Source organism: Pseudomonas sp. NBRC 111133 (assembly GCF_001320605.1).
Taxonomy (GTDB): domain Bacteria; phylum Pseudomonadota; class Gammaproteobacteria; order Pseudomonadales; family Pseudomonadaceae; genus Aquipseudomonas; species Aquipseudomonas monteilii.
Genome location: NZ_BCBJ01000086.1, coordinates 60,172 through 84,432, shown reverse-complemented (window position 1 = coordinate 84,432; position 24,261 = coordinate 60,172). Strand labels below are relative to the sequence as shown.

Genomic DNA, 24,261 nt, shown 5'->3' with positions numbered 1-24,261 from the left:
TTCGGCGAGCGGTCTGAGGTCATGCGCCAAGGCGCCCTGTCAGCCGGTGGAGCTGCAACTCGAGGGACCATTGCTCCGTGACGCCAGTATCGAGACGTTACAACCGGAGCCGCAACGGGCGATGTCGCATGGCCAGGCCATGCTGTTCCAGCTGGGTACCCAGCACGATGGGGTCGCCACCCTGTACCTGACCCTTCGCAGTGAGCACGTGGGGACGCTGGAGTGCAGCGTCAGGGCTGGCCCTGAAAGCGCCGTTCACTTCTCCACATTCCTTTACCCCTAGGAGTGCGTCATGGACTCGATCCTCCGCGCAGCCGGAATGTACGTCGCCCTCATGCTGCTGTTTCGCATAGCCGGGCGGCGCTCGCTGGCCGATTTGACGACCTTCGACTTCGTGTTGCTGCTGATCATGGTTGTCGATGTTGGTCGTCGTGATGCGTACCAGCACATCCGTAGGCTCTTCGATTTTTGCATCCGGCACATCCTTGACCGCTACGTCACGTGGGCCGTTGTACACAATTGCTTTCATGTTGAACTCCCTGAAAGTGAGGGGCGACAGAAAAGTTGCCCTACCCTGTTCAGGCGTTCACTCAGGTTTGAGTGTTCAATGCGTCACGTCTTGAGCCGGATCAGTGGCGCTAATCAACGTTGCTACGGGCGTTGCAAACACGCCTAGACTGTCAAGCCCAGAGGCAGGACAGCTTCGCAACCTCACCCCACGCCGGTCGGGCCATCGAGGACTTGCCTCACCCTGCGCGCAAGGTCGTGGGGTTGGCAGGGTTTGGAAATGACCTCAAACTCGGAACCGCCGATATCCGTGCGCTCTATCGAGTTTTCCGCGTAGCCGGTTGTCAGCAATACCTTGATCTGCGGTTGCAGGCGGCGCACTTCTCGCGAAAGCATGACCCCATTCATCCCGCCCGGCATGATCAGGTCGGTGAACAATAGATCGTAGCGCTCCCCTGCCTGTATCAGCTTCAAGGCCTCACGCGCGTTAAGCACCATGTCCGCGGCGTAGCCGTAATCCTCAAGCACCATCTTGGCCAGCTCCGCCACATCCGGCCGGTCTTCGACGATGAGGATACGCTCGGTGCCGGCGCTGCGCTCAGCCACCTTCACGGGCTTCTGCTGGACGATACTGGCATCGTCTACCGGGAAGTACAGGCGTAACGTCGTGCCCTCGCCTTCTTCGGTATAGATCCGCGCAGCCCCGCCGGACTGCTTGGCAAAGCCGTACACCATCGACAAGCCCAGCCCGGCGCCCTTGCCCTCCTCTTTGGTGGTGAAGAAAGGGTCCATCACCCGATCGCGGATGCTGGCCGGCATGCCGATACCATTGTCGGTGACCGACAAGCTCACATAGTCTCCTGGCAACAGGCCATCGAAGGACAGGTTGATGTCCGTGACCTGGACGTTGCGCGTCTCAATGAACACATGCGGGCGCTTGCGGCCGATGAGCGCGTCACGCGCATTCATGAAGATATTGAGCAACGCCACTTCCGCCTGTGTTGCATCGATGCGGCAGTTTCGCAGACTGGTCTCCAGGTCGAACTCCACTGCCACCTCAGCACCGAAGGTGCGCTCCATCATCGGCCGCACATCATCGACCAGGTGATTAAGATTAAGCACTCGCCCATGCAGTTTCTGCTTGCGGGCGAAGGCGAGCAACTGCTTGGTCAGGGTACTGGCGCGCTCAACCGCCGTCTGGGCGTGGCCGACACTGCGCCGGACCCGGTTGAGATCGACCTGGGACTTATCGGCTTCATTGGCGATCAAACCCAGGTACCCGCCCATCACCTGCAGCAGATTGTTGAAATCGTGGGCAATGCCCCCCGTCAATTGCCCCAGCGCTTCCATCTTCTGCGCCTGGCGCAGTGCCTCTTCTGCGTCCCGCCGACGGCTGACGTCCAATTGTGAGGCAAAGTAGTAAACAAGGTCGCCGCGCTCGTTGAAAATGGGGGATATGAACAGGGCATTCCAGAATGCTTGAGCCGTCCTTGCGGTAATTGAGAATTTCAGTGGCAATATCGACACGCTGTGCGATGGAATCGCGTAAGGTGTCGACGATCGAAGCATCGGTCTCAGGGCCCTGCAGAAACCGACAATTGCGGCCGATAATTTCTTCCAGGCCATAGCCCGTCATCTCCAGGAATGCCCGATTGGCGAAGATGATAGGGTTGTCGTCACGGTTGGGGTCGGTGACGATCATGGGCATGCGAGTAGTTTCCACGGCTGCGAAGAACATGTCGTGCGGCAGCTGAGTGATGTCGCCTGATGCCTGGTTACTAACGCGCGCCTTTTTGCTGGTCACGCAGACCTCCTTGATCACTGGGGTGCCGACCGGTCGGGACAACGATGAAGGACAAGTTGCTTGTCCATCACCGCTGCGCTTGAAACTATGATCGGTGCAATACTGTCGACTCGCGGTCGCTTCGCTTAGTTTCATCCTCTGGCATTTGCAATCGATCTTTTGCATGGCAGGCTGCTGCGCACCAACGTGAACCTTTCAGGCAGCGGCAGTGCAACCCTGATCTTCTCCCACGGTTTTGGCTGCGACCAATCCATGTGGAATTACCTGCTGCCTCATTTTCAAACGCGTTTCCGGCAGGTTACATACGATCTGGTGGGTGCTGGCCGCTCGGACCTCACCGCTTATGATCGCGAAAAGTACGACACACTCGCAGGTGACGCCGAGGATCTGAACGAGGTCATTAGCGCGTTCGCTGAAGGCCCCGTCATTCTGGTGGGGCACTCGGTCAGCGCGATGATCGGCGTGCTGGCCGACCGTTTGTGCCCTGGGCGCATCGCTGCACATGTGATGATCGGCCCCTCGCCGTGTTATATCGACTCGGGTGACTACCATGGCGGCTTCAACGAGGGAGATATCCAGGCCCTGCTCGACACCCTCGACAGCAACTACCTGGGCTGGTCCAGCAGCATGGCCCCTGTCATCATGGGTGCCCCCGGGCAACCGGCGCTGACAGAGGAGCTGACCAACAGCATCTGCCGCACAGACCCGGAAATTGCCCGGCAATTTGCCCGAGTGACCTTTCTGTCGGACAACCGCCGGGACGTCGAGGGCCTGCAGACGCCGACGTTGATCCTTCAATCGAGTGATGACCTGATTGCGCCCCTGGCGGTGGGTCAATACCTGCACAGTGTGATGACCAACAGCCAGCTCTGCCTGATCGACAACATTGGCCACTGCCCGCACATGAGCGCTCCCAGCGCCTGTGCAACCGCCATGGACGCATTCTTGGCAACTTGGGTTGACGACCATGAGTAGACCGGCGCTGCCCGATACCGACACGTTGTTCGAGCATGCACCCTGCGGGCTGGTGATCACCACCGAAGACGGCACCATCCTGCGCAGCAACCAGACGTTCGGCAACTGGCTCGGCCATGCGCCGACACAATTGCTGCAAAGGCGCTTCCAAGATCTGCTCACCGTTGGCGGTCGGATTGTTCATCAGACGCACTGGGCGCCGTTGATGAAAATGCAGGGTTCGGTCGCGGAAGTTAAGCTCGATCTGCTGCACAGCCAGGGCCATGTCATCACCATGCTGCTCAACGGAGTTCGCCGCGTGTGGCCTGAAGGCGTGTATTACGAGCTGGCATTGTTTGGCACGATCGAGCGAGATCGCTATGAACGCGAGTTGCTCGCCGCGCGTCGCCGTGCCGAAGCGCTGCTGACCCAGAAAACCGCCGCCGAGGCCGCGTTGAAAGAGGCCGAGGGCGAATTGGCAGCCGCTTACAAGGACGCCCAAAGACGCGCGGCTTTTGCCGAACAGATGGTGGCCGTTGCCAGCCATGATCTGAAAAACCCGTTGACCGCGATCAGGATGGCCGCACAGCTGCTGGAGCGCGGTGAGCGCAGCGACAAGGAGCGGCGCTTACTCGGTAGCATCAACAGCTTCTGCGAACGCGCGCAACGCATGATCGCCGACCTGCTCGACTTCGCCTCGATGCGCATCGACCAGGGTATCGCCATTCGTCGGCGCTCAGTGGACCTGTTGAAAACCGTGGACCAGTGCGTGAGTGAACTCAGGGTAGCCTTCGCCCACGCCCCCATCCGTCATCTTTCCCGAAGCGTTGGCTCGGTCGAGCTCGATCCGGACCGTTTGCAACTGATGATTGGCAACCTGGTGGCCAACAGCGTCGCCTACGGCGATCCGCAGCACCCCGTCACCCTGACTACCGAGCTGACAGATGGCGCGGCGCTCATTGGCGTGCATAACCATGGCCGTTGCATTCCCGAGTCGTTGATTCCCAAGCTGTTCGAACCCATGACTCGCGCCAGCGACCGTGATGACCCGGTACGGTCGGTGGGGCTCGGCCTGTTCATCGTCCGTCAAATCACCGCGGCGCATGGGGGCACGATCACCGTCATTTCAAATGCGCCGTGCGGAACCACTTTTACGATACGGCTACCTCATAATCCGGCCGACGACGGATAGTCGCTAACAGCAGCAACGTCTACGTCACCCTCGTAGCATCCACCTTGTTTGTTGCGCAACACACATCATCTGCATGGGCCCCATAAGCTTGTCAGTCATTGCTTTTCCATGGATCTTACCTAATGTAGAAATATAAACATTTTATGTTGAGATCTCTACATGCTTGATTGGTCGCTTTTGATCCTTGGTTTGCCCACGGCGAACGCTACCGAGCGAATGCGCGCCTGGAGAACCCTGAAGGCCTCTGGTGCGGCAGTTTTGCGGGATGGCGTATACCTGCTGCCTGAAAAAAGCGTGGGCCGTGAAGCGTTTCAAGCCGTGCAGCGAGATGTGATGGCCATCAACGGCACGGCATATCTGCTGTCGCTGTCTGAGCGCGAGGAGCGTTTCAGCGGGCTATTCGACAGAAGCGATGAGTACGAAAAGCTGCTGGAGGAAATTGCAGGCTGGCGGGCTGACCTGTCCCTGGATAATGCACTTCAGATAGCCCGGCAGGTGCGCAAGCTCAGGAAGGCTTTCGGCCAGTTGGCGGCGATCGACTTCTTCCCAGGCGTGCTCAAGGCACAAACCGACTCGGCCCTGCAGGCGCTTGAGACCTCGATTAGCAGTGCACTGTCCCCCGATGAGCCGAGGGCACACGATGAGGCCATCACCCAGCTGGAGCGCAGCGAATACCAAGGTCGCCGATGGGCAACGCGAAAGCGCCCATGGGTAGACCGGTTGGCATGTGCCTGGCTGATCCGTCGCTTCATCGATCCCGACGCCCGATTCATTTGGCTGGACAGTCCAGGTGATTGCCCAAGCGATGCGCTCGGCTTCGATTTTGATGGGGCCATGTTCAGCCACGTTGGCCAGCGTGTTTCCTTCGAAACCCTCATTGAAAGCTTTGCCGTTCAGCAGCCAGGATTGGCACGCCTGGCAGGTGTTATCCACTACCTGGATGTTGGGGGGTACCAACCTTCCGAAGCACCCGGTATCGAGCGTGTCCTCGCCGGCCTTAGAGAGCGCATCGGCGATGACGATCAACTGACACTGGTCGCCGGAGGCATCTTTGATGGCCTGCTGACGGCTTTCGCGATTGAGGAAACCCCAAATGGCTGAGACCCCCTCTGCAGTGAGCAAGCAGCCGCCATCGCAAGCGACGCTGCAGCCGATTAGCCTCTATGAAGCCTTCCTGTTCTGGCTCAAGTTGGGCTTCATCAGCTTTGGCGGGCCCGCCGGGCAGATCTCGATCATGCACCAGGAGCTGGTTGAGCGCCGGCGGTGGATCAGCGAAAAGCGGTTTCTGCACGCCCTGAACTACTGCATGTTGTTGCCTGGCCCTGAAGCTCAGCAGCTGGCCACCTACATCGGCTGGCTGATGCACCGCACTTGGGGCGGGGTAATTGCCGGCGCGTTGTTCGTGCTGCCTTCGCTGTTCATCCTGATCGGTTTGTCGTGGGTCTACATCGCCTTTGGCGAGGTACCGGTAGTCGCGGGGATCTTCTATGGGATCAAGCCAGCGGTCACGGCCATTGTCGTCCACGCCGCCCACCGGATAGGTTCACGGGCCCTGAAGAATGGCTGGCTGTGGGCCATGGCCGGCGCCTCGTTCGTAGCCATCTTCGCCTACAATGTGCCGTTCCCACTGATCGTGCTGATGGCCGCCATCATCGGCTATGTGGGTGGTCGCTTCGCTCCACGCACGTTTGTCATCGGCGGCAATCACGCGGCCGCGAAGAACAGCGTTGGCCCGGCTGTGATCGATGACGACACGCCAACCCCCGAGCATGCCCGTTTCAGCTTTGGGCATCTGGTAAGGTTGCTGCTGGTCGGTGCAGGCCTGTGGATACTGCCAATGGGGTTGTTGACGCTGTCATTTGGCTGGGACGGCACCCTGACGCAGATGGGCTGGTTCTTCACCAAGGCCGCACTGTTGACTTTTGGCGGTGCATACGCGGTATTGCCCTATGTCTACCAGGGCGCTGTAGGGCACTACGGGTGGCTGACACCCACCCAGATGATCGATGGTCTCGCCTTGGGGGAAACCACACCGGGGCCACTGATCATGGTGGTTGCCTTCGTCGGCTTTATAGGTGGCTACGTCTATCCGATGTTCGGGAGCGAACACCCATTCCTTGCTGGCGCTGTCACGGCGAGCCTCGTCACCTGGTTCACCTTTTTGCCGTCTTTCCTGTTCATTCTCATCGGCGGCCCGTTGGTAGAGTCGACCCACAACGCGATCAAATTTACCGCACCGCTGACAGGGATCACGGCCGCAGTAGTGGGCGTGATCCTGAACCTTGCCCTGTTCTTCGGCTTCCACGTGCTTTGGCCGAAAGGCTTTGGCGGAACGTTTGACTGGCCTTGCGCGGCTATTGCGGCTGCAGCTGCGATTGCTTTGTTCCGCTTCAAGCGGGGCGTGATCGAAGTGCTGCTCGCTTGCGCCCTGGCCGGCCTGGCAGTTCACCTGTGGCGGGCATGAAACCAGCGGAGGTGCCAAGTAATGCTGCCAGTGTCGGTCGATCAACCACGTCAGACGCCCCATACAAGTCGAGGGGCATAGTGTTCAAGTGGGTGTGAGTCTTGGTGTCGTGATGTCGGCCGAGTATCCCGGTACGCCAACCGTGTAGCGTGGTCCAGGCCATCATCAATCTTGGCAACGCAATGGGTATGACGGTAACTGCCGAAGGTGTCGAGACCGCCGAGCATCCTGGGCACTGGCGACATACACCTCTATGAATATCTGCGTATCACCTTGCGCGAAAGATGTACTGAGATATCCATTGAGGTGCCATCGTTTAAGGCCTCACGCCCCTGATTCAGGGTCGCTAGCCGGTACTCCAGGGGAGCGCTGGTTTTCCTTGTCATTGGCAGGGCCGGGACTGGAACACGGACCATCAGGTATGGGCGGGCCGTCAGGTACCTGAGCCCCTTCGTTCAGTTGAGCATCCCGGGGCATACCCAACCGACTGTTCGCACCGCCAGGATTTGGATGCTCACTAGACACTGAGTTGTTTGTATCCACATCATTCATCTGTTCTTCGATGGGTGACTCTTCATCTGGCGGCAGTGGCACCTCAACCGCTTTGGTCCCGGGACCGTGGGAGGGTTCATCTTCGTTTGCATCAATGTCCATGTCCTTTCTCCGTTCAGAGGCAGATGGTATCTGCAACTAAACGTGAGAAGCGCGCGTGGCCCACGGGTGCCCGCGACCAGACAAGTGGCGTTTGTTCATCCGCTTTGCACCAGAACCTTCCGTCGCGCTGAGGGCACCCTTCGGTAGACGGCAGGCCGAACATTGGGTGAACAACCAGAACCGGAGTTTCACCATGAAGGCAGATAAAACATACGCGCTGCTGCTCGCAATGTACCTGGGTTGCGCGGCGCCACTTGCCCTGGCCGCCACCGACCTGAACGATCAACGCGCCCCGGGCACGCAACCGCACGGCAATGGGCACATGAACGGCCAAGGCGGTGCGACAGGTTCAGGAACACCTGCCGATGGCATGGGCACGGGTAATGGCGGTACCCATGACAATGGAACGGACAACACGGGAGGTGACGGTACCGATACTGACTCAGGCACCGGCGGTAACGGAGGGGACGGTAGCGGTGCAGGTCCGGCGAGTGGTAGCGGTGGCTCAACCGGTAGTGGATCAGGCGCAGGATCGGGCAGCTAGGTGGAATGGCCGTGGATCTCCCATCCATGGCCCGGCGTTTCAGTTTCGCCATTGATCAAGCAACTCACTCAGGAGTCAATGCCATGCCACGCGGTGACAAGGACAAGTATACGGACAAACAGAAACGCAAGGCCGAGCACATCGAGCAATCGTACGAGGACAAGGGCGTGGGCAAGGACGAAGCCGAAGCGCGCGCCTGGGCCACCGTGAACAAACAATCCGGTGGCGGTGAAAAGCCGGGAGGCTCGGGCAGCAAGACGCCGTCGCGCGAGAAGAAGACCGCACGCACGGATTCAGCCAAGCGCGCCGCCGAGTCTCGTCAGGGGCATTCACGCACCTCGCGCGCGTCGCTGGAATCGCAAAGCAAGGAAAGCCTGATGAAGGAGGCGCGCAGCAAAAATCTCAAAGGGCGTTCGACCATGAACAAGGCTCAACTGGTAGAAGCCCTGCATAAACTGGGGTGACGGGAAACTTTTGGCGCAGTGCAAGGCCCACAGCATTTTTGTGGGTTATTGGTTCACCTTCGAGCCTGTCGGCATTTACCAGACTCCAGCTGCCAGACCGCTGCGCATACCGTTGAAACTTTCCCGGCACGTGCCAAGTCCAGACGCCTATCGATAACAGAACGGGAGCAGGCAATGACCGGCACGGTAGGCGACTTTCTGGTAGAGCGTTTGTATCAATGGGGCGTACGGCGCATCTTCGGTTACCCCGGCGACGGCATCAATGGCGTGTTCGGCGCGCTGAGCCGGGCCAACGGCAAGATTGAATTCATTCAGGCCCGCCATGAGGAAATGGCCGCTTTCATGGCCAGCGCCCATGCCAAGTTCACCGGTGAGCTCGGTGTCTGCATGGCGACATCCGGCCCGGGCGCCTCGCACCTGCTCACCGGCCTGTACGATGCACGCATGGACCACCAGCCAGTGCTGGCCATCGTCGGTCAACAGGCCCGGGCGGCATTGGGCGGGCATTACCAGCAAGAGCTGGACTTGCTGTCGATGTTCAAGGACGTCGCCGGTGCGTTCGTTCAGCAGGCATCGACACCGGAGCAGGTGCGCCACCTGCTTGACCGTGCAGTGCGTACGGCTGTCGGCGAACGCCGCGTCACCGCCATCATCCTGCCCAACGACCTGCAGGACCTGCCCTACAACGAACCTCCGAGGGCCCACGGTACGGTGCATTCCGGCATCGGCTACAGCAAGCCCAGGGTGTTGCCGTTCGACGAAGACCTGCAGCGCGCCGCCGAGGTGCTCAATGCCGGGCACAAGGTGGCGATACTGGTGGGTGCCGGCGCACTGCAGGCGACAGAGCAGGTCATTGCAACTGCCGAAAAACTCGGCGCCGGGGTGGCCAAAGCGCTGCTGGGCAAGGCTGTGCTGCCGGACGACCTCCCATGGGTCACCGGGTCGATCGGCCTGCTCGGCACCGAGCCCAGTTATCAGCTGATGACCGAATGCGACACCTTGCTGATGATCGGCTCCGGCTTTCCCTATTCCGAGTTTCTGCCCAAGCAAGGCCAGGCACGAGGCGTGCAGATCGACCTGCAACCCGACATGCTTAGCCTGCGCTACCCGATGGAGGTCAACCTGGTGGGCGACGCCAGCGAAACATTGCGCGCACTGCTGCTGTTGCTTGAGCACAAGACCGACCGGCGCTGGCGCGACAAGGTAGAAACCTGGCGCGCGCAGTGGGACAAGACCGTGGCTAAGCGCGCGCTGGTCAAGGCTGACCCGATCAACCCGCAACGCGTGGTCCATGAGCTGTCCCCTCGCCTGCCGGACCACGCCATCATTACCAGCGACTCCGGCTCCTGTGCCAACTGGTTTGCCCGCGACCTGCAGATTCGCCAGGGTATGCAGTGTTCGCTGTCCGGCGGCCTGGCTTGCATGGGCGCCGCCGTGCCCTATGCGATTGCAGCCAAATTCGCCCACCCGCAACGGGCTGTAGTTGCGTTGGTGGGCGATGGGGCGATGCAGATGAACAACCTCGCAGAACTGATCACCGTGGCCAAGTACTGGCAGCAATGGGACAACCCACAATGGATCTGTGCCGTGTTCAACAATGAGGACCTCAACCAGGTGACGTGGGAGCAGCGGGTCATGGAGGGCGACCCCAAGTTCGAAGCTTCGCAGTCGATCCCTGACGTGCCCTACCATCTGTTTGCCATTTCCATTGGCCTGCAAGGTATCTACGTAGATCGCGAAGAGGACGTTGCCGCTGCGTGGGAGCGTGCGCTGGCTGCTGATCGGCCCGTACTGATCGAGTTCAAGACCGACCCGAACGTGCCACCCCTGCCACCCCACATCAAGCTGGAGCAGGCGAAGAAGTTTGCCAGCACCTTGCTCAAGGGCGACCCCGACCAGGCGGGCATCCTCGTGCAGACAGCCAAACAGGTGCTCGGGTCTGTGCTGCCTGGCAAGAAGTGATCGGCACCCCGGCGAGCCGGCTGAACGTTTGATCTGCACGCCCGGTCGCACAACAGAGACGCAGCAGACTGCGCGAACCCTGACCGTGAGGACCTACCATGACCGCGATCGCTTCAAACGGGGCTGCAGAGCACCCCATCCATCTGACCCTCAATGGTCAACCTCGAACACTGCAGGTGCACTCTTGGGTCACCTTGCTCGACCTGCTCCGAGAGCAATTGGACCTGGTCGGCACCAAGAAAGGCTGCGACCATGGCCAGTGCGGCGCCTGCACGGTGCTGCGCGATGGCAAGCGCGTCAATGCCTGCCTGACCTTGGCCATCATGTGCGACGGGGCCGACCTGGTGACCATCGAAGGGCTGGCCAGCGGCGACGTTTTGCACCCCATGCAGCGCGCCTTCATCACCCACGATGCGTTCCAGTGCGGCTACTGCACCCCGGGGCAGATCTGCTCTGCGGTCGGGCTGGTTCACGAGGGACGTGCCGACACCCGCGAGGCCATTCGCGAGCAGATGAGCGGCAATCTTTGCCGCTGTGGCGCCTATGGCAACATCGTCGCTGCGGTGGAAGAAGCTTTGCCTTTGATGACGGACAGGGCCCAGGCACAACGAGGGCAGAACCCATGACGCCCTTCAGCTACCACAAGCCCGCTTCTGTCAGCGAAGCGGTGAACCTGGCTGACGCCTGCTCGCACTTCATCGCCGGGGGCACCAACCTGGTCGACCTGATGAAGGAAAACGTGGTGCGCCCCGAGCGCCTGATCGACATCTCCGGCCTTGGGCTGGACGGTATTCACGCCACCCCTGGCGGCGGCGTACTGATCGGTGCGCGGGTGAGCAATGCCGACCTGGCCTGGCACCCGATGATCGAGCAGCATTATCCGCTGCTGTCAGACGCGATCCTGGCTGGGGCATCGCCGCAGTTGAGGAACATGGCCAGTACCGGTGGCAACTTGTTGCAACGTACCCGCTGCTACTATTTCTACGACACCGGCACCCCCTGCAACAAGCGCGAACCGGGCAGCGGGTGCCCTGCGCGTACAGGCATGAACCGCATCCATGCCATTCTCGGTGCCAGCGGTGCCTGCGTCGCGACCCACCCCTCGGACATGTGCGTGGCATTGGCAGCGCTCGAAGCCGTGGTGCACGTCCAGGGGCCGTCCGGCGAACGGCAGATACCTTTCGCGGATTTCCATCGCCTGCCCGGGAACACCCCCGAGCGCGACAATCAACTGGCATTCAATGAGCTGGTTACAGGCATCGAGCTGCCGCCCCCAGTGTTCGAACACCATTACCGTTATCTGAAAATACGCGACCGCGCTTCCTACGCGTTCGCGCTGGTGTCAGTCGCTGCAGCCTTGAACTTCGATGGCGACGTGATCCAGCAGGCGCGCCTGGCGCTGGGCGGCGTTGCACACAAGCCCTGGCGGGACCCGGCTGTGGAGCGCCTGCTGGCCGGCCAGATTCCTTCTGAAGCGCTCTTCAACCGCGCCGCGCAAACGTTGCTGCAAGGTGCACAACCCCTGAGCCACAACGGTTTCAAGGTAACGCTCGCCCAGCGAGCAATCGTGCGGGCATTGGATGACGCGGCGCACGGCGCCGCTAATGGGGGGGCACAGCCATGATCACAAGCACACCCGTAGTCGGCACGCCCCTGGACCGCGTGGACGGGGTGGCGAAGGTCACCGGGCAGGCCCGCTATGCGGGCGAATACCCCCAGACGGGCCTGCTGCACGGCAGCGTCGTGTCCAGTACCATCGCCCGCGGTCGGGTTCTGGGCATCGACAGCACGCAGGCCATGCGCGTGCCCGGGGTAATCGCCGTGCTCGACCATGGCCATCGCCCGCCTATCTCCAGTTATGACGACGACTACAGCGATGCCGACTCTGCCGAGGGGGCGCCTTTTCGGCCCTTGTTCAATGATCGAGTGCTGTACAGTGGGCAACCGTTGGCGCTGGTGATCGCCGAAACCCTCGAACTGGCCCGCTATGCAGGCTCGCTGATTAAAATCAAGTATGCCGAGGAGGCCCACCAGACAGACCTGGGCGCATGCCGACAATCGCATGCCGCCCCCGCTGAAACACCGGCGCCGCGTGGCGACTTCGCCGGGCAGTTTGCCGGAGCGCCGGTGCAGGTGGATGCCACCTACCTGACGGCCAACGAGCACCACAACCCGATGGAGCCCCATGCGTCGACCGTGCACTACAAGGCCGACGGCACCCTGGAAATCCACGACAAGACCCAAGGCACGCAGAACTGCCAGGACTACCTGCACAAGGTGTTCGGCCTGCCCAAGGCAAACATCCGTGTGCGCGCGGCATTCGTCGGCGGCGCCTTCGGCTCGGGCTTGCGCCCGCAGTACCAGTTGCCGCTGGCAGTGATGGCGGCGTTGCACCTGAAGCGCTCTGTGCGCGTGACCCTGACCCGCCAGCAGATGTTCACCTTTGGCTACCGGCCCCGCACCGAGCAACGCTTGCGCCTGGGTGCAGACGCAAACGGGCGCTTGCTGGCGATCGCTCACGATGCGCTTGGCCAGACCTCCCGCTTCGAGGACTTCACCGAGCACCTGGTGGAATGGAGCGGCATGCTTTACCGGTGCGACAACGTTGCGCTCAGCTATCGCCTGGCCTCGCTCGATGTGTACACCCCGCTGGACATGCGGGCACCTGGGGCTGCGTCCGGGATGATTGCGCTGGAATGCGCCATGGATGAGCTCGCCTGTGCTGCGCAGATCGACCCGTTAGACCTGCGCCGCCGCAATTTTGCCGCCAACAATGCCAACGAGGGCAAGCCCTACTCCAGCAAGGAACTGCTGGCGTGCTACCAGCAAGGTGCCGAACGTTTTGGCTGGCATAACCGCACTCCCCAACCGCGCAGCATGTGCAATGGCAACCAACTGGTCGGCTGGGGGATGGCCGGCGGCGTCTGGGAAGCCATGCAGATGAAGGCCAGCGCCAAGGCGCGCATCGATGCCCGGGGCCACCTTACCGTCAGCAGTGCCACCACCGATATCGGGACCGGCACCTATACCGTCATGACTCAGATCGCCGCCGACGCAGCTGGCGTCAAGGTGCAGGATGTCACCTTCATGCTGGGTGACTCCTCGCTGCCCACCGCCCCGCTTCAGGGCGGATCGTTCACGGTGTCGTCGGTGGGCTCGGCCGTGCGCCAAGCCTGCCATGTCCTGCTCACCCAGGTGCTGGAACACGCGCGCAACATATACCCCCAGGTGGCCAACACACCCCGGCAGCAGATCGTTTTCACCGAGGGCTACCTGCACGCGGGCAACCATCGCTGGGCTTTGGCGGACATCGTGGCGAGCGCCCCCAACGGTAAGTTCGAAGTGCAGATCGACGCAGAGCCCGGCGCCAGGCGCCAACCGTTCTCCACCGCCACGCATTCGGCGGTATTCGTGGAAGTTCACGTCGACGAGGACCTTGGCACGATCAAGGTAGCCCGGGTGGTCAGCGCTGTGGCGGCAGGCCGTGTGATCAACCCCAAAACCGCACGCAGCCAGATCCTGGGGGGCGTGGTTTGGGGGGTGGGCATGGCACTGCACGAAGCCGCATTGACCGACCATCGGTTGGGCCGCATCGTCAATCACAACCTGGCGGAGTACCACATCCCGGTCAATGCAGACTGCGGGGATATCGAAGTGATCTTCGTTGAAGAGCACGATGACATTGTCAACGAACTGGGGTCCAAGGGCGTGGGCGAAATCGGCGTCGTCGGGGTGGCCGCTGCGGTGGCGAACGCGGTCTACCATGCCACAGGCAAGCGTATAAGGGAGTTTCCGATCACGCTCGATAAAGTGCTGTGATGTGGCGTGAGGTGATCAGGCGCAGCGTTTCAGGAGGGTCTTTATGGGGCGCCTTACTCGGCGCTTGGACACGTCGCTCGCCTTGATCCAACGGCAAGCCTCGATCTCGTTTCGGGGGCGTGGCTTATCGTCGGCCTTTCGGGCTTCGAACAGATAATGGATGACCTTGTCCTCCCGGTACATCGTGAGGTAACGAAGCTCGTCGAACGCGAGGCCGGTTTCCTCGGCCATCTCCCGCATAGCCGCCTCAAGCGGCGTTTCGTCTCGCTCGACACGGCCACCCGGCAGGTTCCACTTGGCCTTGCGCTTGCGAACGAACAAAACCTCACCCTCCTTGCGGTAGATGATGGTAGCGCGCAGCTTGATGCCTTTGCGTTTCGCTGTTGCAGTGTCCATTGCCTTCATGCGCTGCCCTTGAAGTTGGCGGGTCGGGATCCGGCAGGGTCCTTGCCGAGCGTAAATCGTCCGTGTGTCCGTTACATGACCGACATAACGGTGGCAACGTTCAAGTTAAATCCCGATAAACGCCTGCCTGGCCCCGGTTCGGGACAACCCGGTCCGGACTTCTCTAGTGTTCTGTCGTCTCGCGTAGTTTTGGGGTAAGCAGCAAATCAGTACCGCCTGACGTGTTGGTCTGAACTTTACTGCCCGCCATGGCTTCCCCTGCATACCGATAACGGAAATACGCGGCTGCAGGAGCTGACTTTCATGAGAGCACTGACCTACCACGGAGCAAAGGACGTCAGGGTCGACAACGTTCCTGATCCTGTCATCGAGCGAGAAGACGACATCATCCTCAAGGTGACTGCCACCGCCATTTGCGGCTCCGATTTGCACCTCTATCGAGGCAAAATTCCAGAGACCGAAGCGGGCGATATCTTTGGCCATGAGTTCATGGGCATCGTCGAGGACGCCGGGAATGCAGTCACCAATCTCCAGATCGGCGACCGCGTGGTGATCCCTTTTGTGATCGCATGTGGTGGCTGCTTCTTTTGCCAGCGCGACCTGTTTGCGGCCTGCGAAACCACCAACACGGGGCGGGGCTCGATCATCAACAAGAAGGGCATTCCCCCAGGCGCCGCGCTGTTCGGGTACAGCCATCTCTATGGCGGTATTCCTGGTGGCCAGGCTGACTACGTCAGGGTTCCCAAGGGTAACGTCGGCCCGTTCAAAGTGCCCACCGAGCTGGCCGATGACAAGGTACTGTTTCTCTCGGACATCCTGCCGACAGCTTGGCAGGCAGTCATCAACGCCGAGATTGGCCCAGGTTCAACGTTGGCGGTCTACGGCGCCGGTCCAGTAGGCTTGCTGAGTGCCGCCTGTGCGCGAATGCTCGGTGCGCAGACCATTTTCATGGTCGATGACAGCGATTACCGCCTGGCGTATGCCCAGCAAGCTTACGGTGTTGTGCCCATCAACTTCGAGCAGGACGATGATCCCGCAGACAGCATCATCCGTCAGACGCCAGGCATGCGCGGGGTCGATGCGGTGATCGACGCGGTCGGTTTCGAAGCCAAGGGCAGCACTGCCGAAACGGTGATGACGGCCCTGAAGATTGAAGGCAGCAGTGGCAAAGCATTGCGTCAAAGCATTGCTGCCGTGCGTCGCGGCGGCGTCGTGAGTGTGCCAGGTGTGTACGCGGGCTTCATTCACGGGTTCATGTTCGGCGATGCGTTCGACAAGGGCCTTACCTTCAAGATGGGCCAGACCCATGTCCAGAAATACTTGCCTGAACTGCTGGAACACATCGAAGCAGGACGTCTACAACCGGAATTGATCGTCACTCACCGCCTCGCCCTCGAAGAAGCAGCAATGGGCTACGAGATGTTCGATCAGAAGCAGGACAACTGCCGCAAGGTTATCCTCGTGCCAGGCGCTGCACCCGGCACCTTGGGTCCTGACTACGTATAGAGGAGGCGAAGTCATGAACGGTCTCGCCAGCTACTTCTGGATTGCCGTGGCGGCAATCCTCTTGCTCATCGATCTGTGGGCCATCGTCAGCGTCTTCAGAAGCGACAAGTCAGATGCAGTCAAAGCGGCCTGGGCCCTGTTGATCCTCGCGTTGCCGGTGGTTGGCCTGGGAATCTGGGGCGTTGCTGGCCCGCGCGGCATCAAGCGAGGTACAGGGCCCACTTCCGACGAGCACAGCAAAGGCTGACATTTCCGAACTCCACTTACAGGGGTTTTCAACATGATCGATCAAGCGACAGGCATGAAATCAGGCGAACGCTATCGCGTGCAAAACGTGGAGCGCGCTCATCACTTTCCTCATCGGGGAACCTCTTTGAGCCTCCGAACGGCAGGAGGGATATCGACGGTGGGTTTCACACTCACACATTCACGGCGCAGGGATAGCTAGAGGCGGTCTGCGTAACGAGGGCGGCGAGCGCGCCTGAGGGGGATGCCAGCCATCTTAAGCATTGAACCGTTTCTTTCTGCGTGTACTCAATCTCAAACAAGTGCTTGATTTATTCCGTGATGAGGTAACGCCATGAACGCTATCGACTTACTGATCCAAGACCACAAGCTCGTGAAGAAGCTGCTCGAAGAGCTGTCGACCACTACCGAGCGCGCAGTGAAGAAACGGGCCGAGTTACTCCGTAGGATCGAGCAGGAGTTGCAGATCCATACCGCGCTCGAGGAAGAAATACTCTACCCAGCCATCAAGCAAGCGGGTGGCAAGGAAGAAGCGAAGATGTACTACGAGGCCAAGGAAGAACACCGCACGGTCGACGCCCTCGTCCTGCCCGACCTCCTGCATACCGAAACTGGCACCGTCGAATTCTCCGGGCGGGTCAAGGTCATGAAAGAGTTGCTGGAGCATCACATTGAGGAAGAGGAAGGCGAACTGTTCCCCACTGCGAAGAAGCTGCTCGGCAAGGACACCCTCGAGGAGCTTGGGCAAGCCATGGAAATGCAGAAAAAGATGCTCAAGGGCGAGCAGCGAGCGGCTTAGTCAAGCGATCACCTGCCAGCGCCCAGGACGCTGGCAGGTGATCAGCTTCAGATACTCCATCATCAGTCGGAAGGTGGCATGGAATATTGGATCGGGTTACTTGAATGGCCTGCGATGTTGATGACCGTGCTGGCAGCGTGGTGCATCGGTTCGCGCCGTCCGGGGCGGAGGAAAGCAGGTTTCAGTTGTTTTATCGCAAGCAACGTGTTGTGGGCCGTCTGGGGCTGGCAAGCAGAAGCCTGGGCATTGATCATCCTGCAATTCTGCCTCTGTGCCATGAACCTGCGAGGCTGGCGAAAAAACACACAACTGGAAGCGACGGCGTGACCACACTTGTGCTATTGGCAGGGATAAGCGGAAGGTCGTGCCCCGTCTAGCATTGCTGGCGACGCCCGCTCAATTGGATCCAGACCGGCGCATGATCACTGGCCTTGGCTTCGTTTCGCACCCAGGCATCCACGCCCGCCCGCTTCAGGTAAGGGCTGAGACTGGGGTTGAGCAGCAGAAAATCAATGCGCAGCCCGGCATTGCGCGCCCAATGATTGCGAAAATAGTCCCAGAACGTGTAGATGCGCTGCTCGGGATACAGATGACGAACAGCATCCACCCAGCCCTGCGCCAGCAACTGCTGGAAACACGCCCGCGATTCAGGTTGCAGCAGCGCGTCCTTGAGCCATGAGCGCGGGTTGTAGATGTCCAGATCGGTGGGCACAACATTGAAATCGCCCGCCAACACCGCAGGATGGCTACCGCCCTGCAGTGTTTGGGCATGCTTGATCAGGCACTCGAACCAGCGCAGTTTGTAATCGAACTTGGGGCCGGGCTGCGGGTTGCCATTGGGCAGGTAAAGGCAGCTCACCAATACACCGTGCACCGCAGCTTCCAGATATCGGCTCTGCTGATCGTCCTGCATGCCGGGCAGCCCGCGACGTACCTCCAGCGGCTCGCTATCGCGCGCCAGGATCGCCACGCCATTCCAGGAGGGTTGCCCTTGGTAGAGGCAACCATAACCTGCCGCTTCGATGGCCTGACGAGGAAACTGCTGATCGGCCGCCTTCAACTCCTGCAAGCAGGCAATGTCCGGTTGCTCCCGCTCCAGCCAAGCCAACAGCGCGGGCAGGCGACTGCGGATGCCATTGATATTGAAGGTGGCGATCTTCAGCGCTTTCATGCGTCTGGGTCGCTCACGTGAGCCTGTACGGCATCTTCCAGTGCCCGGATATGTGCCTCGTCGGCCAGTGCCTTCAGCGCCAACCAGTCATCCCAGTCAATCGCGCCGTCGTCTCGCAGCGCCTCGGCGGTGCGAACCAGTTCGTGGTGGTAGGCATCCGGCGATTCGCGCCGGTAGCTGATATCGTCGTACTGCGCGTACCAGGCTTCAAGTTCAGGAATGCTGCGTTCGATGCTCATGACGGCCGCCTCGTTCTTTCCCTGCTAATGAGAGCCCAGGCCCCGCGCAATGTTCAACTGCAACGGTCAGCCGGTCAGCCTCCCTACCGCTGAAGCAGTGCATTGGAACTTCTCACCCCTTCCGAGACGTCCCACATGCACACTTGGCGAAAACGGAGATAGAACGATGAGTGCAAAACTGAGTGGCAAGCGCGTAGCCTTTTTGGTCACCGATGGCTTCGAACAAGTGGAGTTGACCGCACCCCGTGAAGCCTTGCAGAAAAACGGGGCCGTGATCGACATCCTGAGTGACAAGGAGGGCACTGTCCGCGGCTGGAACCATGACAAGCCGGCCGACGAGTTTGCGGTGGACGCGACGTTCGACAGTGCCCACCTCGACCTTTACGATGCCATCGTGCTACCGGGTGGGGTACAGAATTCCGACACCATCCGCCTGATACCTGGCGCCCAGAAACTGGTGAAAAGCCACAACTCGGCCAGCAAGCCGCTGGCGGTGATCTGCCACGGCGCCTGGCTGCTGGTGTCGAGTGGACTGGCCAAGGGCAAACGGATGACCAGTTACAAGACATTGCAGGATGATATCCTCAATGCAGGTGGTGACTGGGTCGATGAAGAGGTAGTAGTGGACGGCAACCTGATCACCAGCCGCAAGCCGGATGATATCCCCGCCTTCAGCGAGCAATTGATCAAAGCCCTTGCTGGCTAGCTGCCTGGCCCATGAACTGGCAAACAACGGGTTTGCCAGTTCAACAAGCCCACGCCGTTTGACCCGGCATGGCAAGCATGTCGAACTGTGGAAGACGAGCCGCGGCAACAGATGGATGCAGGTGCGGCAGTCATTCGTCCACGGTAGTCAGGCTTACGCTTTCTTTTCCACGTCCCTGGGTGGTTTCGCGGGGCCCTGCGGGTCCACTTGAGGGTCATCCAGGTCCGGAGAGTCCGGATCGAACCCCAGGTCCTGATCAGTCGTTGCATGATCGGAAGAATGGGGGCCTTTCTGCCGCTGATCGTCGGGGTTGTTCATCATCTGCTCTCCGAAGTGTGAGAAGTGTGGTTTGTTCACCGTCACGGCCTTGCCCCTGTCTGAACAACGCCATGGTTTGATCTTGAACACGTCAATGAGAGTCCTCCCTGTCTGGCTCCGCTTCGTCATGCTCCCCCAGTTGCTGGTATCGCTTTCGAAGCGCATGGAGTTCAGCTGGCCCCATATCTTCAAGGTCGAGCAACGCCTTGTGCGCCCGCTGCGTAGTGCGCAACAGTTCGTCAAGTTTGATGTGCAACTCGTCGCTATCACGGTTTTGGGTATTCTGGATCAGGAAGACCATCAGGAACGTGATGATCGTGGTCGACGTATTGATGACCAACTGCCAGGTGTCGTTGAAATGAAACAAGGGCCCGCTTACGCCCCAGGCAATGATCAGCATCAAGGCAATAACGAAGGTCAACGGCCGCCCGGTATGGTTGGCTAGCCATTGTGCAAACCGATCGAACTTCATGGCTGAGCCTCCTTCATGGTGTACCTCAGTGGAACCCAGGCATCCGGTGGAGGATTGCAACACCGGTAAAGTTCCCTTTTTGCATGGCCATCCGCTCGTCAATCGCACTGAACAATCCTGTCCCGGCACCTGTCGCTACTGTTACATACGGGAGCGCAGGGACTTATGGTGAGCGAAATTCGCATCGGAATTTTCGGTTGGCGCTATGGCCCATGGCGCAAGGACTTCTACCCCGAGGGGCTGCGCCAGGACGACGAACTGGCGTTTGCCTCGCGGGCAGTCAACAGCATCGAAATCAACGGTTCGTTCTACGCACTGCAAACGCCCGAGCGCTATGGCAAGTGGCGTGACCAGACACCGGCGGGGTTCGTGTTCTCGGTCAAGGCGCCGCGCTACATCACCCACGTACGCAGGCTGCGCGAAATCGACGAGGCGCTTGCCAATTTCTTCGCATCAGGCCCCTTGCTGCTGGGTGACAAGCTGGGCCCCTTCCTGTGGCAGTTTCCCCCGAACCTGAAATTCGACGCGCAGCGCTTCAGCGACTTTCTGGCCAAGCTGCCACGCGACCGCAAAGCCGCCCGCAGCCTTGCGCGCCACGCCGCCGAACGCCTGCAAGGCAACGGCGGCACGGCCGTGCGGGGTAATGCGCGCCTGCGCCACGCCGTGGAAATCCGCCACCCCAGCTTCCTCTGCGACACCTTCATCAACCTGCTACGCAAACACAAGGTTGCCCTGGTGGTCGCCGACAGCGCCGGCAAATGGCCCTATGTCGAAGAGGTCACGGCCGATTTCGTGTACCTGCGCCTGCATGGCGATGTCGAACTGTACAGCAGCGGCTACACGGCCAGGGCGCTGCGCCGCTGGCGCCTGCGCATCCAGGCCTGGGCTGCGGGTAGCCAGCCTGAGGATGCTCAGCGTGTGGTGAGCCGCGCCCCCGCAATACGCACCTCCCGTGACGTCTACTGCTACTTCGACAACGACCAGAAAGTCCACGCCCCCTACGATGCCCGCCGCCTGCTGGACAAGCTAGGCCTTGACGGCGAGCTGGTGACCGAACCAGGCGTCGAGCCGCAGGAGCCGCTATGAACCCGACACTGCCCGCCCCCCGCTGCATCATCGACAAGGTCACCGCCGTACATCGCCTGACGGTACTGACCCTCAACGTGCATAAAGGCTTCACCCTGTTCAACCGCCGCTTCATTTTGCCGGAGCTGCGCGATGCGGTACGCTCGACCGGCGCTGACCTGGTGTTTCTTCAGGAGGTGCATGGCAGTCATCAACACCATGCCGAGCGCCATCCCAAGTGGCCACAGACACCCCAGTACGAATTCCTCGCCGACAGCATGTGGCCGCAGTTCGCCTATGGCCGCAATGCGGTGTACCCCCATGGCGACCATGGCAACGCACTGCTGTCCAAGTTCCCCATCCGTGCCCATGACAACCTGGATGTTTCGGTCCATGGCAACGAAGAACGGGGCCTGCTGCATTGCCAGCTGCAAGTGCCGGGCCATGAACAGGTGCACACCGTCTGCGTACACCTGGGCCTGCGTGAGGAGCATCGTCAGCGTCAGGTCAACCTGCTGCTGGCATTGCTGGACAGCCTGCCGCCGGATGAGCCGGTCATCGTCGCCGGCGACTTCAACGATTGGCGCCTGAAAGCAGATGCGAGGCTGTCGGGCCACTTGGTGGAGGCTTTCGGCAAGCCGGCACGCAGCTTTCCCGCGCGCTTGCCGATACTGCGGCTGGACCGCATCTACCTGCGTAACGCTCAAGCTTGCGAAGCACGGGTGTTGTCCAGATACCCCTGGTCCCACCTCTCCGACCATGCCCCGCTGGTGGCGCAGGTGACGCTATGAAGCTGTCTTGGTGCGACGGCAACCGGGTCGAGTTGCTGATAAACGGCGAGCAGTATTACCCCCGCGTATTCGAGGCCATGGCTCAGGCACGCGAGGAAATCCTCCTGGAAACCTTCATCATCTACGACGACAAAGTCGGCCAGCCACTGCGCCAGGCCCTGATCGATGCCGCGCGGCGCGGGGTGCGGGTCGAGGTGGCGGTGGACGGCTACGGCACCGCCGACCTGCCTGGCGAGTTCATCTCGTCGATGACCGAGGCCGGGGTGCGTTTCCATTCGTTCGATCCGCAACCCCGGCTGGTGGGCATGCGCATCAACCTGTTTCGCCGCTTGCACCGCAAGATCCTGGTGATCGACGGGCAACGCGCCTTCATCGGCGGCATCAATTACAGTGCCGACCACCTGGGCGACTTCGGCCCCCAGGCCAAGCAGGACTACGCCGTGGAGGTCGTCGGCCCGGTAGTGGCCCAGGTGCATGCTTCTTCCTGCCGCATGCTCGCACCGGTGCTGGATGCCGCCAGCAGGGTTCAGCCGGGCGGCATCGCTTCAGGCCCGACGAGCGCCGTGCTGGTGGAGCGCGACAACCAGCACCATCGCAACGATATCGAAGCCTGCTACCTGCAGGTTTTCCGTGAAGCAAGGCATCGTATCGTCGTGGCCAACGCCTACTTCTTCCCGGGCTACCGCTTGCTGCGCGAACTGCGCAACGCCGCCCGGCGCGGGGTCGAGGTGACGCTGATCCTCCAGGGGCAACCGGACATGCGCTGGGTACGCGCGCTCTCGCGGCTGCTCTACAACTACCTGTTGCGCGACAACGTGCGCATCCATGAGTACTGCCAGCGGCCGCTTCATGGCAAGGTTGCGTTGGTGGACAACGACTGGTCCACCGTAGGCTCAAGCAACCTCGACCCACTGAGTCTGTCGTTCAACCTTGAGGCCAACCTGCTGATTCGCGACCCCGCCTTCAATGAACAACTGTACCAGCACTTGACCGAACTGAGCCGGGAGCACTGCAAGACCGTTACGCTGGAGCGCATGGTCCGCGGCTATTGGTGGCGTGCCCCGCTGATCTTTCTGGGCTTTCACATCACGCGCTATTTCCCGCGGATCGCCGGCTGGTTTCCGGCGCACCGGCAGCGCCTGCAGTCGCTGCAAGCCGGCGGCGAGGCCCCGGCCGACTACCAAGGGGGCAAGACATGATGGCCACTTCACGCTGGAAGACCTGGGGCAAACGCTTGCTGACCGTGCTGTTCCTGGTGTTGATACCGGTACTGCTGTTCACCCTGGCGCGTAACCTGGACTGGAACGAAGTCCGCCAGTCGCTGCTGGCATACCGGCCCTCGACCCTGGCCTTGGGGTTGCTGCTGGCCCTGTGCAGCTACCTGGTATTCGCCAGCTACGACCTGCTCGCCCGCGCCTACACTGGCCACCGCCTGCCGGCTCGCCAGGTATTGCCGGTAGCATTCGTCTGCTATGCGTTCAACCTCAACTTCACCACCTGGGTCGGTGGCGTGGCCCTGCGTTATCGCCTGTACAGCCGGCTGGGTCTGGATACCCCGACCATCACCCGCATCCTCACCTTGGGGCTGCTGACCAACTGGATGGGCTACCTGCTGCTGGCCGGCACGGTATTCGCCCTGGGCTTTGTGAAACTGCCGGAAAGCTGGGCGGTGGGTGCCACCGGCCTGCGCCTGATCGGCGTATTGATGGTGGCGATAGCGTTGGCTTACCTGTGCGCCTGTGCCTTCGCCACGCGGCGCACGTGGGCGCTGCGCGGGCACGAAGTCACCCTGCCGAGCCTGCGTATGGCGCTCTGCCAGGTGGCGCTGGGCGCAAGCAACTGGGCGTTGATGGCAGCGCTGATTCACCTGCTGTTGCCCCCTGAGCTGTTCTATCCCTCGGTGCTGGGTGTGTTGCTGATCAGTTGCGTTGCCGGGGTGGTCGCTCACATCCCTGCCGGGCTCGGCGTCCTGGAAGCCGTATTCCTGGCGCTGCTCCACGGCCAGCTAGGCCAAGGCCCCCTGGTGGCCGCACTGCTCGGCTATCGGACGTTGTACTACCTGATCCCGCTGCTATTGGCGGTGGTGACCTACCTGATCCTCGAAAAGCGTGCCAAGGCCCTGCGCAGACAGGCCGGGGCAGCCCTCGACAAGCGCTGACAGGGCCTGGTGCACGGGAGG

24 protein-coding genes and 3 pseudogenes are annotated in these 24,261 nt (G+C 60.8%); 20 read left to right on the top strand and 7 right to left on the bottom strand.

All coding sequences use genetic code 11. The features are described 5' to 3' along the window. Positions 1-34: 34 nt before the first annotated feature. Positions 35-283: pseudogene (locus tag APH36_RS32780) on the top strand (hypothetical protein); the annotation flags it as partial. Between the two features lie 96 nt (positions 284-379). Here APH36_RS32780 and APH36_RS31070 read toward each other — a convergent pair. Further along, positions 380-529, bottom strand: a pseudogene (locus APH36_RS31070) (aldehyde dehydrogenase); the annotation flags it as partial. Between the two features lie 182 nt (positions 530-711). After that, positions 712-2,311 (bottom strand): annotated as a pseudogene (locus tag APH36_RS20715) (histidine kinase famiy protein). Between the two features lie 186 nt (positions 2,312-2,497). On the opposite strand from APH36_RS20715, the gene APH36_RS20710 reads away from it, so the two are divergent. The 10 genes from APH36_RS20710 to APH36_RS20670 all read left to right on the top strand — a co-directional run bounded on the left by APH36_RS20710 (position 2,498) and on the right by APH36_RS20670 (position 14,364). Further along, positions 2,498-3,286: an alpha/beta fold hydrolase gene (locus tag APH36_RS20710; RefSeq protein WP_256219299.1), complete on the top strand. Its 789-nt coding sequence runs from the start codon at positions 2,498-2,500 to the stop codon at positions 3,284-3,286. After that, positions 3,279-4,457 carry a PAS domain-containing sensor histidine kinase gene (locus tag APH36_RS20705; protein WP_060500093.1) on the top strand — a complete coding sequence of 393 codons (1,179 nt, stop codon included), beginning with the start codon at positions 3,279-3,281 and terminating at the stop codon, positions 4,455-4,457. The genes APH36_RS20710 and APH36_RS20705 overlap by 8 nt, the downstream gene beginning before the upstream one ends. 159 nt (positions 4,458-4,616) lie before the next feature. After that, entirely contained in the window at positions 4,617-5,558 is a 942-nt protein-coding gene (locus APH36_RS20700; RefSeq protein ID WP_156342175.1) for a chromate resistance protein ChrB domain-containing protein, read from the top strand. Continuing rightward, positions 5,551-6,921 carry a chromate efflux transporter gene (gene chrA / locus APH36_RS20695; protein WP_060500092.1) on the top strand — a complete coding sequence of 457 codons (1,371 nt, stop codon included), beginning with the start codon at positions 5,551-5,553 and terminating at the stop codon, positions 6,919-6,921. Before APH36_RS20700 ends, chrA begins: the two co-directional genes overlap by 8 nt. Before the next feature lie 847 nt (positions 6,922-7,768). Beyond that, positions 7,769-8,119, top strand: a complete 351-nt coding sequence (locus APH36_RS31060; protein WP_082426429.1) for a hypothetical protein — start codon at positions 7,769-7,771, stop codon at positions 8,117-8,119. An 83-nt stretch (positions 8,120-8,202) separates the two neighbouring features. Then, positions 8,203-8,583, top strand: a complete 381-nt coding sequence (locus APH36_RS20690; protein WP_060500091.1) for a hypothetical protein — start codon at positions 8,203-8,205, stop codon at positions 8,581-8,583. A gap of 174 nt (positions 8,584-8,757) precedes the next feature. Then, the gene (locus APH36_RS20685; RefSeq protein ID WP_060500090.1) at positions 8,758-10,545 is read left to right on the top strand and encodes a thiamine pyrophosphate-requiring protein; all 1,788 of its coding nucleotides are present in this window, start codon (positions 8,758-8,760) and stop codon (positions 10,543-10,545) included. Between the two features lie 98 nt (positions 10,546-10,643). Continuing rightward, complete coding sequence (locus APH36_RS20680) at positions 10,644-11,171, top strand: (2Fe-2S)-binding protein (RefSeq protein WP_060500089.1); 528 nt, start codon at positions 10,644-10,646, stop codon at positions 11,169-11,171. Further along, positions 11,168-12,169: a xanthine dehydrogenase family protein subunit M gene (locus APH36_RS20675; protein ID WP_060500088.1), complete on the top strand. Its 1,002-nt coding sequence runs from the start codon at positions 11,168-11,170 to the stop codon at positions 12,167-12,169. Before APH36_RS20680 ends, APH36_RS20675 begins: the two co-directional genes overlap by 4 nt. Then, positions 12,166-14,364 (top strand): xanthine dehydrogenase family protein molybdopterin-binding subunit, encoded by a 2,199-nt coding sequence (locus APH36_RS20670; protein WP_060500087.1) that lies wholly within the window; start codon positions 12,166-12,168, stop codon positions 14,362-14,364. Before APH36_RS20675 ends, APH36_RS20670 begins: the two co-directional genes overlap by 4 nt. Positions 14,365-14,379: 15 nt before the next feature. Here the strand turns inward: APH36_RS20670 and APH36_RS20665 are convergent, their stop codons facing one another. Further along, on the bottom strand, positions 14,380-14,769 hold the full coding sequence (locus APH36_RS20665; RefSeq protein ID WP_060500086.1) for an NUDIX hydrolase: 390 nt from the start codon (positions 14,767-14,769) through the stop codon (positions 14,380-14,382). Positions 14,770-15,072: 303 nt separating this feature from the next. Here APH36_RS20665 and APH36_RS20660 point away from each other — a divergent pair, with 303 nt between their 5' ends. The 4 genes from APH36_RS20660 to APH36_RS20645 all read left to right on the top strand — a co-directional run bounded on the left by APH36_RS20660 (position 15,073) and on the right by APH36_RS20645 (position 17,647). After that, a complete protein-coding gene (locus tag APH36_RS20660) occupies positions 15,073-16,275 on the top strand; it encodes a zinc-dependent alcohol dehydrogenase (RefSeq protein ID WP_060500085.1) in 1,203 nt (400 codons plus the stop codon). 13 nt (positions 16,276-16,288) lie between these two features. Next, positions 16,289-16,522: a PLDc N-terminal domain-containing protein gene (locus tag APH36_RS20655; protein ID WP_016486342.1), complete on the top strand. Its 234-nt coding sequence runs from the start codon at positions 16,289-16,291 to the stop codon at positions 16,520-16,522. Between the two features lie 333 nt (positions 16,523-16,855). Next, positions 16,856-17,320 carry a hemerythrin domain-containing protein gene (locus APH36_RS20650; protein WP_060500084.1) on the top strand — a complete coding sequence of 155 codons (465 nt, stop codon included), beginning with the start codon at positions 16,856-16,858 and terminating at the stop codon, positions 17,318-17,320. Between the two features lie 78 nt (positions 17,321-17,398). Then, positions 17,399-17,647 (top strand): hypothetical protein, encoded by a 249-nt coding sequence (locus APH36_RS20645; RefSeq protein WP_060500083.1) that lies wholly within the window; start codon positions 17,399-17,401, stop codon positions 17,645-17,647. Between the two features lie 46 nt (positions 17,648-17,693). On the opposite strand, the gene xth is transcribed toward APH36_RS20645, so the two are convergent. Next, a complete protein-coding gene (xth, locus tag APH36_RS20640) occupies positions 17,694-18,491 on the bottom strand; it encodes an exodeoxyribonuclease III (protein ID WP_060500082.1) in 798 nt (265 codons plus the stop codon). Further along, positions 18,488-18,730 (bottom strand): hypothetical protein, encoded by a 243-nt coding sequence (locus tag APH36_RS20635; RefSeq protein WP_016486338.1) that lies wholly within the window; start codon positions 18,728-18,730, stop codon positions 18,488-18,490. Before APH36_RS20635 ends, xth begins: the two co-directional genes overlap by 4 nt. A gap of 166 nt (positions 18,731-18,896) precedes the next feature. Here APH36_RS20635 and APH36_RS20630 point away from each other — a divergent pair, with 166 nt between their 5' ends. Beyond that, the gene (locus APH36_RS20630; RefSeq protein ID WP_060500081.1) at positions 18,897-19,436 is read left to right on the top strand and encodes a type 1 glutamine amidotransferase domain-containing protein; all 540 of its coding nucleotides are present in this window, start codon (positions 18,897-18,899) and stop codon (positions 19,434-19,436) included. Between the two features lie 153 nt (positions 19,437-19,589). Here the strand turns inward: APH36_RS20630 and APH36_RS32775 are convergent, their stop codons facing one another. Then, positions 19,590-19,754 (bottom strand): DUF6021 family protein, encoded by a 165-nt coding sequence (locus APH36_RS32775; protein WP_220460308.1) that lies wholly within the window; start codon positions 19,752-19,754, stop codon positions 19,590-19,592. 91 nt (positions 19,755-19,845) lie between these two features. After that, the gene (locus APH36_RS20620; RefSeq protein WP_060500079.1) at positions 19,846-20,226 is read right to left on the bottom strand and encodes a low affinity iron permease family protein; all 381 of its coding nucleotides are present in this window, start codon (positions 20,224-20,226) and stop codon (positions 19,846-19,848) included. A gap of 165 nt (positions 20,227-20,391) precedes the next feature. Here APH36_RS20620 and APH36_RS20615 point away from each other — a divergent pair, with 165 nt between their 5' ends. From APH36_RS20615 to APH36_RS20600, 4 genes are read left to right on the top strand one after another with little or no spacing between them, the layout of a single operon-like run. Next, the gene (locus tag APH36_RS20615; RefSeq protein ID WP_060500078.1) at positions 20,392-21,312 is read left to right on the top strand and encodes a DUF72 domain-containing protein; all 921 of its coding nucleotides are present in this window, start codon (positions 20,392-20,394) and stop codon (positions 21,310-21,312) included. Continuing rightward, positions 21,309-22,082 carry an endonuclease/exonuclease/phosphatase family protein gene (locus APH36_RS20610; protein ID WP_060500077.1) on the top strand — a complete coding sequence of 258 codons (774 nt, stop codon included), beginning with the start codon at positions 21,309-21,311 and terminating at the stop codon, positions 22,080-22,082. The genes APH36_RS20615 and APH36_RS20610 overlap by 4 nt, the downstream gene beginning before the upstream one ends. Further along, positions 22,079-23,281 (top strand): cardiolipin synthase ClsB, encoded by a 1,203-nt coding sequence (clsB, locus tag APH36_RS20605; RefSeq protein ID WP_060500076.1) that lies wholly within the window; start codon positions 22,079-22,081, stop codon positions 23,279-23,281. Before APH36_RS20610 ends, clsB begins: the two co-directional genes overlap by 4 nt. Beyond that, positions 23,281-24,240, top strand: coding sequence for a lysylphosphatidylglycerol synthase domain-containing protein (locus APH36_RS20600; RefSeq protein WP_060500107.1), 960 nt, complete (start codon positions 23,281-23,283; stop codon positions 24,238-24,240). The genes clsB and APH36_RS20600 overlap by 1 nt, the downstream gene beginning before the upstream one ends. The last annotated feature ends 21 nt before the right edge of the window (positions 24,241-24,261 follow it).